The organism is Candidatus Seongchinamella marina, from assembly GCF_026262685.1.
Taxonomy (GTDB): Bacteria; Pseudomonadota; Gammaproteobacteria; order Pseudomonadales; family Halieaceae; genus Halioglobus; species Halioglobus marinus.
In genome coordinates this window covers 224,035-238,950 of record NZ_SHNP01000002.1, presented here as the reverse complement: position 1 = coordinate 238,950, position 14,916 = coordinate 224,035, and the positions used below count along the sequence as shown (strand labels likewise).

9 protein-coding genes are annotated in these 14,916 nt (G+C 54.0%); 6 read left to right on the top strand and 3 right to left on the bottom strand.

Features of this window, described 5'->3' with window-relative positions:
* Window positions 1-4 precede the first annotated feature (4 nt).
* The 3 genes from EYC87_RS06090 (at window position 5) to EYC87_RS06080 (ending at window position 2,910) form a co-directional block, all read left to right on the top strand.
* The gene (locus tag EYC87_RS06090; protein WP_279252102.1) at window positions 5-1,120 is read left to right on the top strand and encodes a methyltransferase; all 1,116 of its coding nucleotides are present in this window, start codon (window positions 5-7) and stop codon (window positions 1,118-1,120) included.
* A gap of 102 nt (window positions 1,121-1,222) precedes the next feature.
* The gene (locus EYC87_RS06085) at window positions 1,223-1,816 is read left to right on the top strand and encodes a hypothetical protein (protein WP_279252101.1); all 594 of its coding nucleotides are present in this window, start codon (window positions 1,223-1,225) and stop codon (window positions 1,814-1,816) included.
* A 227-nt stretch (window positions 1,817-2,043) separates the two neighbouring features.
* Complete coding sequence (locus EYC87_RS06080; RefSeq protein WP_279252100.1) at window positions 2,044-2,910, top strand: TIGR03619 family F420-dependent LLM class oxidoreductase; 867 nt, start codon at window positions 2,044-2,046, stop codon at window positions 2,908-2,910.
* On the opposite strand, the gene EYC87_RS06075 is transcribed toward EYC87_RS06080, so the two are convergent.
* Both EYC87_RS06075 and EYC87_RS06070 read right to left on the bottom strand, forming a co-directional pair.
* Window positions 2,907-6,254, bottom strand: a complete 3,348-nt coding sequence (locus EYC87_RS06075) for a UvrD-helicase domain-containing protein (RefSeq protein WP_279252099.1) — start codon at window positions 6,252-6,254, stop codon at window positions 2,907-2,909. The genes EYC87_RS06080 and EYC87_RS06075 overlap by 4 nt on opposite strands.
* Entirely contained in the window at window positions 6,251-8,944 is a 2,694-nt protein-coding gene (locus EYC87_RS06070) for a PD-(D/E)XK nuclease family protein (RefSeq protein ID WP_279252098.1), read from the bottom strand. Before EYC87_RS06070 ends, EYC87_RS06075 begins: the two co-directional genes overlap by 4 nt.
* A gap of 127 nt (window positions 8,945-9,071) precedes the next feature.
* Here EYC87_RS06070 and EYC87_RS06065 point away from each other — a divergent pair, with 127 nt between their 5' ends.
* Window positions 9,072-10,151: a 3-deoxy-7-phosphoheptulonate synthase gene (locus EYC87_RS06065; RefSeq protein ID WP_279252097.1), complete on the top strand. Its 1,080-nt coding sequence runs from the start codon at window positions 9,072-9,074 to the stop codon at window positions 10,149-10,151.
* Window positions 10,152-10,229: 78 nt separating this feature from the next.
* On the opposite strand, the gene nfuA is transcribed toward EYC87_RS06065, so the two are convergent.
* Window positions 10,230-10,805 carry a Fe-S biogenesis protein NfuA gene (gene nfuA, locus EYC87_RS06060; protein ID WP_007228026.1) on the bottom strand — a complete coding sequence of 192 codons (576 nt, stop codon included), beginning with the start codon at window positions 10,803-10,805 and terminating at the stop codon, window positions 10,230-10,232.
* Window positions 10,806-10,969: 164 nt separating this feature from the next.
* Between nfuA and metH the strand changes: the two genes are divergently transcribed.
* Together metH and EYC87_RS06050 are read left to right on the top strand one after the other, a co-directional pair.
* Window positions 10,970-14,656 (top strand): methionine synthase, encoded by a 3,687-nt coding sequence (gene metH, locus EYC87_RS06055; protein WP_279252096.1) that lies wholly within the window; start codon window positions 10,970-10,972, stop codon window positions 14,654-14,656.
* 16 nt (window positions 14,657-14,672) lie between these two features.
* On the top strand, window positions 14,673-14,900 hold the full coding sequence (locus EYC87_RS06050) for a DUF2970 domain-containing protein (protein ID WP_279252095.1): 228 nt from the start codon (window positions 14,673-14,675) through the stop codon (window positions 14,898-14,900).
* Window positions 14,901-14,916 lie beyond the last annotated feature (16 nt).

The window sequence follows — 14,916 nt, the reverse complement described above, 5'->3', positions numbered from 1 at the left end:
AGACATGGTTGCCCCTGCGCTCACCCGGCTAAATTGTCCGCAGGGAGAGTTTGAGCTGCAGCGCTACCCAAGTCGCAATCGCGAACCTTTGCGTGCCTGGTGTGCCGCCGATGTATTGCTCTTGGAAGCGACAAAAGCATCCTCGGTAAATACGCTAGTGGTCAACGATGATCATGGGGCGCTATCGCTGCCGCTGAGCGCCAGCGCAATGTGGACTGATTCTGCCCTTGCAGCCGAGGCCCTGGCGCAAAATAGTTCACTCAATGACCTACCCTCACCAAAAGTCATCTGGAGTACTCAGCTTCCCAGGCTTCCTGTTGATCGAATTGTACTGCGTATTCCAAAGCAGCTTCCCTACTTCGAGTTCCAGTTGGCCCAGCTTGCTACTGTGATGCCTGCGGGTACGCAACTGCTTTGCGCCGGCATGGACAAGCATCTATCTCCCCATACAGCGGCGCTGATGGAGCAGCAACTCGGCCCTGTTGAGCGACACCGCGGACGCCAAAAGGCGCGTCTGTTCAGTGCCACGCTGCCTGGCGAAGCCAAGGGTCCAGCGCCATCAGAGGCCAGCTACCACTGCGACCTTATCGATCAAAAGCTGACAGGGCTAGCCAATGTGTTCAGTCGTGAAAAGCTCGATCCGGGCAGTCGCCTGATGCTTGAAACCTTGCGCCGGGCAGAGCCGGTGGCCTCAGTCGCAGACCTTGCATGCGGTAATGGCCTCCTGGGCATTGCTGCGTTGCATTTTAACCTCGCCAGCAGTGTGTTATTTGCCGATGAATCTGCCATGGCGATTGCTTCTGCCCGAGCGAATGCAGCGAGGGCTGCCAGGCACGACAGCGAAGCTGCGTTTCACCTGGGTGACGGGTTGCAAGGAATAGAGCGTAAGTTTGATTTAATAGTATGCAACCCCCCATTTCATCTGGGGCACACCGTAGATGACTTCGCAGGCCGCCGATTACTGCAACAAGCGGCCCATTCATTGCTACCTGGTGGCAGTTTACTGCTGGTCGCTAACAGGCACCTTGATTACGCGCCAAGCCTTCAACGACTATTCAAGCATGCTGAAGTCATGGCCCAGAATGCTAAATTTGTCGTTTGGCGGGCCCGCCACAGTTGATTACCGTTCGCGGCACAGCTATGTTATGCCCCCTGTCCCGCTCGTCGCTATAAAAGCAGCGCGCGTAGTGATAGCCACAATACACCAAAAGGAACACGACCTATGAGTAGCACCATTAACAAATTCCTGGGAGCAGCCTCGTTGGCCTGCGCTGCATTGCTGATGCCACTATCGGCGGTTGCAGAGGAAGCGGCCAACCAAGGCAATGTTCGCGCTATGGCCATGTCCGTGGAAGCCATTGTCACCGACATCGACCTCGAAACCCGCCAGGTGAGCCTCCAAGGGCCCGACGGTAACATCATCACCATGACCGCCTCCGAAAAAGTTGTGAAGCTGGAGGACGTCAGCGTGGGCGACGCACTGCGCGCCACCTATCTAGCCGCTTTGGAGGGTGAACTGCGCGAACCGACTGAGGAAGAATTGGCACAGCCCTATGTGGTAGTTCAGGACGGTGGTGTGGGTGAAGCTGATGGCCAGCCGGTAGCAGGCGCAGCCCGCCTCATTCACGCTGTTTGCACCATCGAGGGCATGAATCGTCTGCTGGGTACCGTCACTATCATGGACTCCAATGGCAAGGTTCATGTCATCGCTGACGTAGAGCCTGAAAAAATGTCCAATGTGACGCTAGGTCAGACTATTGTCATGACATTCAGCGAGGCATTGGCACTTACCCTGGAGCCCGTTGCTGCAGAGTAAGTCAAGCTTCCGCTTGCCGGCCGGATTGATTTTCGGTCGGCATATCCCCCTTTCATCCCCTTAAAACCTCTGCTACTGCGCGCTTTACTCAGTGACTGCACGGCTGTGCCCTGCGACTACCGAGTATGACAATATGGTCGAATTGCAGCTCCGTGCTAGCAGGCAGGGATTTTTCCTGTCTGCCTCGCTACAGTAGGGGCTAATAGCAAATGCAGGGAGAACAAGCAGTGAAGTTTGTGCTATCAACGTCTTTCACCAAAGTAGCCCACCTGACCGAACTGGCGCCAGTGGCTGACACCCATGGCTGGCATGCCATGTCCTTCTCTGATCATGTGGTCAACCCGGAACAGATTAATACGCCTTATCCCTATACGGAAGATGGAAGCAGGCGCTGGCAGGCATTTACCGATTGGCCTGACCCCTGGGTGATGATCGGCGCGCTGGCCGCTATTACCAAAAACCTGCGCTTTACCAACAATGTGTTCGTGTTACCCATGCGCAATCCCTACCTGGTTGCGAAGGCGATTAGCACTGCTGCCATTATTTCCAACAACCGGATTACACCGGCATTCGGCGTCGGCTGGTCTCGGGATGAGTTCGAGCTTATGCAGCAGGACTTTACCACCCGTGGCAAGCGCACCAGCGAGATAATCGAAGTAATGCGCTTGCTGTGGAGCGGTGAAATGGTCAGCTATGAAGGCAAGTACTATCAGTTTGAGCCACTGGAAATGAACCCTGCACCTACAGCGCCAATACCCATCTGGATTGGGGGCATATCGGAACCCGCTATGCAACGGGCGGCAAAAATAGCAGACGGTTGGGTGTCCGACTTGCAGCCTTCATCAGAAATCATCGAATCGATTGAGAAGATACGCGTCTGGCGCAGGGAATATGGACTCAATGGCGAGTTTGACGTTATGGCGACGCCATCTGATGCCTGGAATGTGGAAGGCTACAAACGCCTGGAGGACGCGGGGGTCACCCACATCATGACGATGCCCTGGCCGTTTTATCATGGCGCCAGCGAGTCCCTTGAGCACAAGATAGACAGCATTAAACGTTTTTCTGACGATGTCATTAGCCAGTGCGGCTAGCGGTCGAGCTCTGACAAATGATGCAAACAGGCCATACCGGTGAAGTACAGTGCACAGCGCACCGGTTCGGGACCAATCTCTGACATGGCATCTCGATAAAAGCTCAACTGACTTTTGTAACGGCCAGCTTCAACCTGCAGAAAAGAGGCTGCGCTCACCCCTGCTTCCGGGGTGCTGCTCTTGTAATCGATGATCCAGCGAATACCGGTATCCCTGTCGACGAAAGTCCTGTCAATGACGATGTCGCGAGGTTGACCCGCCTCCTGAATGGTCAACGTCAACTCGCTATGTGCCTGAGCGTGCTGCGCTGACAACATCCAGCGCCCCCCGCTCTCGTCTGCAAGCGTCGACGCAACTGCATGCGAGACCCTGCCAAAGGCTGCCTCCAGTTGCTCTTCCGCGAGGCCCATAGAGGATAGCGAGTGCCTCGCCAGCTCAGCTAATCTCACGGGCAATTCATCAGGCAGAGACGCCAGTAAGCTCAGCTGCTCAAGTACTTCGTGGATGACTGTGCCTACATAGCGATCCAACCAATTGAGCGCTGGATCGGGAATATTGGCTCCTTGTGGACTGTCCTTGGGCATCAAGGGCAAAGTTGCGGGTGACTGCGACAGCCGCAGCAAGCCCCTGCTGATCTTGGACTGTGGCTGCACGCTGGTCATTGGCACATGCACAACTGCCTGGCGCTCAAAAGTCGCCCAAATAGGCGCTAGCAAAGCGCCGTCTCCAGGCGGTTTGAACTCGGGCTCATCCTGAGGCCCAGCATTTTCTCCGCCTCCAAGGCAGGCGCTCAGTGTCAGCTTTTTCACTGCTCGCGTGGCTCCCACGTACAGCAAGCGAGTGGTCTCCAGACGAGACTTTTCCTTGCGCTGCTTTTTCAGGAAATTGTAAAGACCGGGAGTCTTGTCGTCCGAGTGATCATCAGCTGCGAGCATAAAGCCCAACTCTCCCGTTTTGGAATTATGTTCGTCCCACAGCAGGATATCTCGACTATCACCTCGAGTGGCACGCGCCAACGCTGGGATCAACACCCAATCGAACTCCAGCCCCTTGGATTTGTGCAATGTCATGACCTGTAGCCGCGCATCTGGCGCATCGCCGGAGGCGTATAGACGTGATATGCGCAGCTCCAGCCAATCGACATTCAGGCCTTTGCCTTCAGCATCAGCCAGCTGCAATAGACTCAGGAAGCGCTCTGCATCAGCAAGAAAACGCTGCTGGGTAAAACAGGCTGGGCCACCCAAGTGCAGCCAAAGCTGTTCAATCCAGGCGCGCAGGCCCAAACGATCACGCCTTTGCTGCGCCCACAACAGGCATTGGCCAACGTGGAGCAAGCGCTGCTTGCCTTCCGCGGAAAGCCCCGCAGGAAGCTCTCTGTTGCACAGCGCGCCATATACATTCTGCCATCGAGGATCCTGTGCAGAATCTGCCAGACATTTCATATCTGCAAGGCTCAAAGCGCACCAAGGAGCGCGCAACATCGCATACCAGGCAACCCGGTCTCCGGGGTTCACCAGTGCCCGGCAAAGAGTCATCAAATCGACAATGGCCGGGGAACCTGCCAGCGCATCCATCTCCTGCGAGGCGAAGGGAATATCGCGCTGACGCAGCAATTCAAGTATCGATGCCAACTGAGGACGGCTGCGTCCAAGAATGGCTATAGACCCAAGGTTAGGATCAGCTAAGCCCAATGCTACTTGTTCCACCAACCACTGTGCTTCCTGCTCTTTAGCCTGCTCACCCCAGAACCCATTCAGGGACACTGCCAGTTCTGCGCCAGCAGGTTTAACTGCTATTGCGTCGGTAAAGCTGACTCGCCCTCGATAAACATTGTCTTCGGCAGGAAATGCATCACGAAAACTATCGTTAACCCAATCGACGATGCCCTGCTCCGAACGAAAGTTACAGCGCAAAGAAAGGGCCTGGAGAGTCACTCCATTGAAACCCTCCTGACGTGCTTTCAGGAACAACCCCACATTCGCATTGCGAAAGCCGTAAATCGACTGCATTCCATCACCCACAATAAACAGGGTGCGCGGCGCGGCTGGGTTTAGCGCATTGTGCTGGCCCCAACCTCGAGTCAATTTGCTGACCAGATTGTATTGGTTAATCGCAGTATCCTGGAACTCATCGATCAATATATGTTCAATGCTGTAGTCCAGGCGCAGTGCCAATTCTGTGGGTTCATCGTCTTCCCCCAGTGCGTCCAATGCAGACAAAGCCACCTGACTGTGGTCAACCACTGAGCGTCGTTCGAAAACAAGTAACAGACAGGCTGCTAACAGCGGTAATACATGTGAAAGATGCAGCACCATTTGCCAGGCGTCATTATGATTATCCATGCGCGGCAACCAAGCCAGGCCGCCCAGTTCACCTGCCAAGCCTTTCACCTGACCCATGCGCGCAGCCAGATCCGCAAAATGTGCCTTGCGTGCCTTGGCATCATCACCTCCGGTGGGAAAACCGTTCCTAACATTCACTGACTTACGAAAGCTGCCTCCCTGGGTCAGGAACAGCTGACCCATAAAGCGCCAAAGTTCCATATTGTCTGCGCTGGCTGCAGGGAATTCATCAGGAATGCCCTCACCCAGGTTTTCCCGCGCATAACAAAGCAGGTCAAAAATTTCATCTTGCCATGGGTCTAATACAGTGGATAAGTCTTGCAGTCCCTCGGTCACCACAGACTCCACGGTAGCCCTGAGCTTGACCTCCGCCTGTTCTGGAGAGCGCTTAGCACCCATATACAGATGCCACTGATCACGCTTGCCCAACATGGTAACCAGCAGTTCCCTGAGTCGATCCCAGTTGTTATCAAAGTGAAGGAGTAAACTATCCAGGTCCGTCGCCCCGGATCGCGATGTGCCCGCGATAGAGAACAGTTCGGAAACCGCTTCCTTATAGAGTTCGGTAGCATCATCAACCGCCTGGGCCTGACCGCCGAACTGGCTGAGTATCGGGATTTGTCGAGTCAGGCCAGCACAGAAGCTATCAATGGTCTTGATGTTAAGTCGGGAGATATCTCTGGCAAGATGCCATTGCTCTCTGTCACTGCTCTCGAGTGCCGCCAATGCCAAGTCTCTTGTGACCCGCTGGTGTTCGCCCTCCACTGCCACTTTATCTCTGGCCGCCTGCAGGGCCTGCAATACGCGTTCTCGCATCTCGGCAGCCGCTTTCCTGGTGAAGGTAATAGCCAGTACTTGCTCGGGCCGCTTTACTCTTGCGAGCAACGCAAGAAAGCGCTGTATGAGTAATTCTGTTTTGCCTGAACCGGCCGGCGCGGTGACGCAAAAACTGCGAACAACGTCCAGTGCCTCTGCTCTGTCATTGGCGTCCGCTATTGTCACAGCACTTCCTCCGCACTGACATCAACCCGACAAAGCGCCTGCAAACCGCAGTAATTACAGGCCGCAGGTAGAGGGTCGACCTGCGCGTAGCCAGCTAAAAAATCCGTTGCCAGTTTGCCCAGGTTTTGCTGCCACTGTGTCATCAAGGATGACCAATCTTCGCAGTCAGAGTAGCGTTTTACCGCCTTGGCAATATCGCTTTGCACCCCGGCAATGCCCTCAACAGCACCCAGTCCCTGCATCCGGCAATCGCGAGCACGAACCTGGGCAAACGATAAGGCCTGGACGTTTTCAGCCAAGCCATAGAGAGGTAGCTGGGGCTGCGACGGGCGCTCCCCCAACCAATCTGCCAGACTGCTGCGGCCTGACTTGTAGTCGATAACAATGCGAGAACCATCTTCCAATTCGTCTACTCTATCCACTCGCAAGCTTAAAAAAAGCTCGCCGAGCTTAAAATCGATCGGCTCCTCTCTCGCAACGACTTTGAAAGGATTACGTGCAAGCTCCAACTGCACCCACTGTGTTATCAGCTTTTGCAGACGCTGCGATTCAAGGTCCAGGCAGTGCATCCCGACTAGCAGCCGTACTGACTCGGGCACAGCATTTATTGCAGCTGCCGATGCGCTTGCGATTTTTTCGTCAAGCGCCTCTCGCCCCAGTGCGTGCAAGGCTGCACTATCATTTATCTCGCCCCAAAGTACATAAAGGGCGTCGTGAAGAATACTGCCTCGATCAGCAGCGCTAAGCCCGGCGCGATAATCGCCCAGCGGCTCCAGTAACAGCCTTTTACTGGCAAAGGCGCGAAACGGACAGTTGGCCTGCTGTTGCAATATGCCGCTGCCACCGCGGATATGAGACATTTCCGATTTTGAAACCATCGGCGCCTGAGCATTCAGGTTTTGCTCAAGGCTGCTTGCTGACGCCTGCGCTAACCATTGTTCAGGAATCAGCACAGTAGCTTCGATATGTTCCAACGGAAAGGCCCCCAATAGCGGACTGGGAACTTCTGGAGCACCGTCCAGTTGACGGGAGTATGACGCGATAAAACGACCGCAAGCCGCGCGATATTGGTCGGTCAAGGTCGAGGCGTAATTCCACTCACGCTCACTGCTGCTGTGTGGCATATCATGTTTACGCTGCAAAGCCATCGGTATAAATGGGTTCGGCCTGGCGGGGGCTGGCCAGCGATTACCCTGGAGGCCGCAAAACCAGATACTGTCGAATGGCAACCCAGCAGCTTCCAGGGGACCCAGCACCTGTATTCCACTATCGGCCGTTTGCGGCTGGGAGATTCGATTCTGACAACAGCGCTTCAGCATTCCAAGAGCAGCATGAAAATTGACCCTTCCCGCCAGCGAGTCCAGTCCGGAAAATTCCTGCAGCGCTTTGTACCAGGCTTCAACTTGCTGGAATTCCAATGAATCCAGAGGCCCCTCTCCCGGCCAGGCCCACAGCCCAAGGACGTCACAAATACTCTTTACCCAATCAGACGGCCGCTGAGTGAGGCGCTGTAAACGCAGTTCACTGCAGCTGGCCAGCCGTTCACCCATTGCCAGGCCCTGCTCGCCGCCCACCTTGACACTGCGTGACAGAAAACGCAGGCGACCCAAGTTCAGCTGTTCTTCGCCGTCATCAAACAACTGATGTAACAGGCGAACGACTCGGTCAGAGTCCGCTTCATTGCAATCGGTAAATCTCGAATTCACCAGTCCCAATAAATCTGTCATGGGCAAGGTTTCACCGCAAACACTCAATATTCGCAGTGCATCCCGTATGACCGGCGCTCGGTCAAGTGTGATGCCAGTTGAGAAATTAACTGGCAGAGAGTTGTACTTGTCACCCAGGCTGTCGAATTCACGCCGCAGTAGCAATTCCAATGGAGCGCGATCTCCATTCATATCTGCCAGCAAGATGCCCAAACTACAGTCGGGATCATCCTGGTACTCTTGCGCTGCCCAGCGCGCTATCGCACTTAATTCCTGCTGCCGGTCAGCATAACTGCGAGCCTGAATCGTGGCCTTTCCTGCTGCGCTGGCAAGCTCCTGAACCGCGGATGCCAGATGATTGATGCAGCTGCGCTGTAAGGGAGGGAGGTCATCAAAGTCAACCAGCACGACTTTAGGAAGGTCTGCGCCGGGCGCTACCAGCAGCAATTGCTGCCAGCGGTCTTCCGCCGTGACGCAACCCAGCTGGGTAATTTTGCGCTCAAAGCTACTGAGCCAGCGTGCAAAGGTACTGCAGTTAGCATCCAGAGTGAATTCGCTTTTTACGGCGGTGGCCTGCATATCCACCCTGGCGCGTAACAAATTGCCTCTGGCTTGTTTTGCCAGGTCTTCTGCTGAAGATGTCTGCAGCAGCCTGTAATCGCCATTTTGTTGTCGGTCCGCCGCAATGACTTTTGACCAAAGCTCTTTTTCCTGCAGTAACGATAGAGAGGTTTTAGGCTCGATATCGCCAGACACTATCGCGCTCTGCCAGCAAGCCTGCAGCCAATGGTCCAGAGCTTTGACCGCAACGGGCTGCCAGACTGACTTGCCCGCAGCGATTTGCAGGCGATCCCATTCGGCTTTGATTCGACGCGCCAGACGCTGGTTCGGCGTAAGTAACAAATACCCGCTCTCTAGCCACGGCCGCAGGCGCGTAAGGTCAAAGTGTTTGGAGGAACTGCTGGAAGAGCTATCTGTGGGCACTGTTAAAAGCCTCCTGCTGCGCCAGGGCCGGCGCCTACCCAAATCCGGTGTGCTGCTATAGAATAGCGCGCCCTTCCCTTCTGGGGTCAGGCGTCAACGTCGAGATTTACTGTATCAGGTAACAAGCATGAGCAACAACGAAGTACACAATATCAATGTCGATTCCCAGGGAGTTTTAGTGACCCCCGAGCAACTTTGGGAAGCCCTGCCCATGTCTGACGTCGTAAGCCAAACGGTCGCAGACAGCAGAGAGGTACTTGCGAACATATTGGACCGTAAAGACCACCGTCTGTTCGTGGTGGTCGGTCCTTGCTCCATTCACGATACCGACGCAGCCATGGATTATGCTCGCCGCCTGAAAGCACTGGCAGATGAACTGGATGACACTCTTTACATTGTGATGCGAGTCTACTTCGAGAAGCCTCGCACCACCGTGGGATGGAAAGGCCTGATTAACGATCCCCACCTGGATGATTCTTTCAAAATTGAGGAGGGTCTGCATATAGGTCGCAAGCTGCTCCTTGATATTCTTGAGCTCGGCTTACCTACATCCACTGAAGCCCTGGATCCAATTTCTCCCCAGTATCTGCAGGATCTGATCAGTTGGTCCGCGATCGGCGCTCGCACCACCGAGTCGCAAACTCACCGTGAGATGGCCAGCGGCCTTTCGTCTGCTGTGGGCTTTAAAAACGGCACCGATGGCGGGCTAACCGTCGCCACTAATGCCCTGAACTCAGTCTCCAAACCACACCGGTTCCTGGGTATTAATCGCCAGGGCCAGGTCTCTGTTTTTACCACCAAGGGCAATAGTTACGGACATATTGTGTTGCGCGGAGGCAGTGCAGGACCTAACTACGATTCGGTGCACATTCGTCTGTGCGAGGAAGCCCTGGAAAAAGCCGAGCTCGCCAGCAATATCATGGTCGACTGCTCTCACGCCAACTCCAGCAAAAAGCCCGAGTTACAACCGCTGGTTGTCGAAAACGTGGCCAACCAGCTGGTTGAGGGCAATAACTCAATAGTGGGCCTGATGATCGAGTCAAACATCAATGCCGGCAACCAATCGATCCCCGACAACCTTGGCGAGTTGCACTATGGCGTCTCGGTAACGGACGGCTGTATCGATTGGGAAACGACTGAAAGTTGCCTGCGAAAACTGCAGGACAAGGTAAAAGCAGCGTTAAAAAGTCGCCAGAAAGACGTGTAAGGGCGTGATGGCAGGCCTGCGCATTGCAGGGCCGCTTGCTCCGGTTATCCCCGCGCAGGCGGGGTTCAAGAAATTCGCTTAGTAGTACGCCTGCGACTTATCTGTGTGATCTGTCATATCGCGTACGCCGGCTAATTGTGGCAATTGCTCCAGCAGAGTCTTCTCTACCCCTCCCTTCAGGGTTTGGTCAACCGCAGAACAGCCCTGGCAACCTCCGCCAAAACGTAACACTGCAAAGTTGTCCTCGGTAATTTCAACCAGACTCACTTCGCCGCCATGAGCTGCTAGAGCCGGATTCACCTCGTTATAGAGCACGTAGTTAATCCGGTCCTCCATGGGGCTATTCTCGTCTACCCTCGGCATTTTGGCATTCGGAGCCTTGATTGTCAGTTGACCACCCATACGATCTTTCGAGTAATCCACCAGCGCGTCTTCGAGGAAAGGCAGCGAACGACCCTCAAACCAGGCGGTAAATTTTTCAAACTCGTGCACCTCGTCCTCGTCTACCACATCGCCTTCTCGACAATAGGCAATGCAGGTCTCCGCGCGCGGCGTTCCGGGTTGGTTGATAAACACTCTTACGCCCAGGGCGTCTTCCTGCTTGGTTAGTAGCTCAGCCAGATAATCCTGGGCAGATTCTGTGATTGTTACCATGTCTCGCTCAGTCCGAGTAATTCAGTCAGGTATTCTAAGAGAAATGGGGCGTTCAGGCGAGTTTTCAAGTCCGAATAGACCATCAATCTATATCAAAATATTTTGATATAGATTGATGGCTCTGCTAGGATGCGCTTCTTTTCAGTATGAGCAAACACCGCCCCATGAGTAAAACTTCCGAACAACACCTCATTCAATCACTACAGCAGCGCATTCTGGTAATTGATGGCGCCATGGGCACTATGATTCAGGAAGAAGGTCTGGAAGAAGCCGATTATCGCGGAGAACGCCTTGCCAGCCATTCGTTGGACGTGAAGGGAAATAACGATCTACTTTGCCTCACGCGTCCAGATATTATCGAAAAAATCCACCTTGAGTACCTTGAAGCGGGAGCAGACCTAATTGAAACCAATAGCTTCAACGCAACTTCTATCGGTCAGGATGATTATCAGCTGGGGCATCTGGCTTACGAGCTAAACCTCGCTTCGGCTAAAGTCGCGCGCAAAGCTGCGGACGCGGTGACGGCGCGGACACCAGAAAAGCCCCGATTTGTTGCCGGCGTGCTTGGCCCAACACCGAAAACTGCTTCAATCTCACCGGACGTTAACGATCCAGGCGCACGCAGCATCACCTTTGACCAACTCAGTGAGGTATACCTCGAGGCGACCCTGGCATTGATAGAGGGCAATGTAGATTTACTGCTTATCGAGACGGTTTTTGACGCACTAAATGCAAAGGCGGCGATTTTTGCGGTAAAGGAAGCGTTCGATAAAACGGGCATTGAGCTTCCCATCATGATTTCGGTCACTTTTCCGGATATCAGTGGTCGCGTGCTTTCAGGACAGAATCCGGAAGCATTTTATAATGCTATCGCTCACGCTAACCCGCTGATCGTAGGCAGCAACTGCGGGCGCCGGTACAGCGAAATCCGCCCGTTCCTGGAAGAACTATCGAATGTCAGCGATTGCTACTTCAGCGCGCACCTCAATGCCGGCCTCCCCAATGCTTTTGGCGAGTTCGACGAAACTCCTGAAATCATGCACGACGACTTTCGCGAATTTGCTCAACGTGGCTTTCTTAACCTTGCAGGTGGCTGCTGTGGCACAACTCCGGCGCATATCCGCGCTATTGCAGACGCTGTAGCAGACGTCGAACCAAGAAAACTCCCTGATATCGCTCCAGCATGCCGTCTGAGTGGTCTCGAACCTTTCAACATTAGCGCTGACAGCCTGTTCGTCAACATAGGTGAGCGCTGTAACGTAACCGGCTCGGCGAAATTCAAGCGGTTAATCCTGGACGACGATTATGAAGCCGCACTGGAAGTCGCGCGGATTCAAGTCGAAGATGGCGCACAAATTATCGATGTCAACATGGATGAAGGCATGTTGGACGCCGAAAAAGCCATGGTTACATTTGCAAATTTGATCGCCTCAGAGCCGGATATATCCCGGGTCCCCATCATGGTTGACTCCTCAAAGTGGAGCGCTATTGAAGCTGGATTAAAGTGTATCCCCGGCAAACCCGTGGTCAACTCGATAAGCCTTAAAGCCGGAGAAGAAGAATTTATCGAACAAGCTCGACTGTGCCTGCGCTATGGTGCTGCGGTAGTGGTGATGGCTTTCGACGAAGATGGCCAGGCCGATAATCTAGAGCGCCGCAAGCAAATCTGTAAGCGCTCTTATGATCTGCTAGTCGATAAAATTGGCTTTAACCCCAGAGACATTATTTTTGATCCCAATATTTTTGCGGTCGCCACCGGTATTGAGGAACACAACAATTATGCCGTGGATTTCATCGAGGGTACCCGCTACGTCAAGCAAGCACTCCCTGGTGCACTGGTTTCCGGTGGCGTCTCCAACGTTTCGTTCTCGTTCCGCGGCAACAATGCGGTACGCGAAGCTATTCACTCGGTATTTCTCTATCACGCAATCAAGGCCGGAATGGATATGGGCATCGTCAATGCCGGCCAGTTGGCTGTGTATGACGACCTACCTGACGACCTGCGCGATGCCGTTGAAGATGTGGTGCTCAACCGACGTGAAGATGGTACGGAAAGACTACTAGACGTCGCTGAGCAGTACCGGGAAACCGGCGGAGCAGAAGGCCGCAAAGAAGATCTCTCCTGGCGCGAGCAAAACGTTTCCAAACGAGTTGAACACGCCCTGGTCAAAGGTATTAACACTTACGTCGTTGAAGATGCGGAGGAAGCGCGACTCCAGTTTGATCGCCCCATACAAGTCATCGAAGGGCCACTGATGGATGGCATGAACGTGGTCGGCGATCTGTTTGGCGAAGGAAAAATGTTTTTGCCGCAAGTGGTAAAAAGCGCGCGAGTAATGAAACAGGCTGTGGCTCACTTGCAACCCTTCATCGAAGAAGAAAAATCCGGAGGGTCTACCAGCAACGGTAAAATCCTGATGGCCACGGTAAAAGGCGATGTGCATGACATCGGCAAAAACATTGTTGGTGTTGTGCTGCAGTGTAACAACTTCGAGGTCATCGACCTGGGCGTCATGGTAGCCTGCGAGGAAATTCTGCGCGTGGCCAAAGAAGAGCAAGTCGATATTATCGGGCTTTCCGGCTTAATCACGCCATCCCTGGACGAAATGGTTCACGTGGCGTCTGAAATGCAGCGACTGGACTTTCACGTTCCACTGCTAATAGGCGGCGCAACTACATCTAACGCGCATACCGCTGTGAAAATTGAGCCACAGTATAACAATGACATTGTCGCCTACGTGCCCGATGCTTCACGCAGTGTATCGGTGGCAACGCAATTAATGAATGAGACTAAAAACAGGTTCATTACAGAGCGTCGAGAACAGTACAAGACCGTACGTGAGCGCATCGCCAATCGGGAGCCAAAGGCAAAGCGACTCAGCTATGCCGAGGCAGTTTCTCGCGCACCGCAACTGGAGTGGGACAATTACCAGCCTCCTCGCCCCTCCTTTGTAGGCACCCGGGTGTTTGACGAATTCCCCTTGCAGGGCCTGATCGACACGATTGACTGGACACCTTTCTTCATTACCTGGGAATTGGCTGGCAAGTTTCCCGCGATTCTCGAAGACTCCATTGTCGGTGAGCAGGCAACAGAACTCTTCCGCGATGCGCAGGCCATGCTGAAGCGAATCGTCGACGAGGATCTACTGACGGCTAAAGGGGTCATCGGATTTTGGCCTGCCGCCCGCAAAGGCAGTGACGACGTGCAACTGTTTAGTGATGAATCTCGCGGCGAGACCCTCGCCACCCTGCACCATCTGCGCCAACAAACAGACAAACCAGGCGGCAAACCCAACCTGAGTCTGGCAGACTATGTTGCACCCGAGGGCAGTGGTATCGAAGACTATGTCGGTGGGTTCTGTGTTACTACCGGCCATGGGGTCGATGAACTCGCGGCCCAGTTCGAGGCTGATCATGATGATTACAGCAGCATTATGCTAAAGGCACTGGCCGATCGGCTGGCAGAGTCGTTTGCCGAGCACATGCACAGGATGGTGCGCAAAGAGCTATGGGGTTACGCTCCACAAGAGTCGCTGGATAACGCCGAACTGATTCGTGAGCGCTATCAGGGCATTCGCCCTGCCCCCGGTTACCCAGCATGTCCCGATCATACCGAGAAGGCGACACTGTTCAAGTTGCTGGACGCAACCAAAAACGCCGACGTGACATTATCAGACAGCTACGCGATGAGTCCCGCCTCCTCAGTAAGTGGCTTCTACTACGCGCATCCGGAGGCAAAATATTTTGCCGTCGGTAAAATCGGCAAAGACCAGGTTGAGGACATCGCCACTCGAAAAAATGAGTCGTGTGCTACCATCGAGCGCTGGCTGCGCCCCAACCTGAACTACTGATAAGAGAGTTTCTACAATGAGCGAACAGGACAAAAACGCCGACAGCAAGTCCTTAAATCCGTTTCAGGTAATCTCCAGCGTGTTCGCTGCCGGCCTCGGCGTTCAAAGTAGCAAAAACAGAGAGCGAGACTTCAATCAGGGGCGTGCAGGCGTGTTTGTTGCAGCCGGGGTGATTTTTACCCTGGGCTTTATCGCGGTGATGGTGGTGATCGTACAGTTGGTGATAAAAGGAGCGGGTCACTAAATTAGCGCCGCTCCTT

What these genes read in the sequence shown, in the direction of transcription:
- EYC87_RS06085 (WP_279252101.1), top strand. Translation starts at nt 1,223, where the DNA reads ATGAGTAGCACCATTAACAAATTCCTGGGAGCAGCCTCGTTGGCCTGC.
- nfuA (WP_007228026.1), bottom strand. Translation starts at nt 10,805, where the DNA reads ATGGTAACAATCACAGAATCTGCCCAGGATTATCTGGCTGAGCTACTA.
- EYC87_RS06090 (WP_279252102.1), top strand. Translation starts at nt 5, where the DNA reads ATGGTTGCCCCTGCGCTCACCCGGCTAAATTGTCCGCAGGGAGAGTTT.
- metH (WP_279252096.1), top strand. Translation starts at nt 10,970, where the DNA reads ATGAGTAAAACTTCCGAACAACACCTCATTCAATCACTACAGCAGCGC.
- EYC87_RS06050 (WP_279252095.1), top strand. Translation starts at nt 14,673, where the DNA reads ATGAGCGAACAGGACAAAAACGCCGACAGCAAGTCCTTAAATCCGTTT.
- EYC87_RS06065 (WP_279252097.1), top strand. Translation starts at nt 9,072, where the DNA reads ATGAGCAACAACGAAGTACACAATATCAATGTCGATTCCCAGGGAGTT.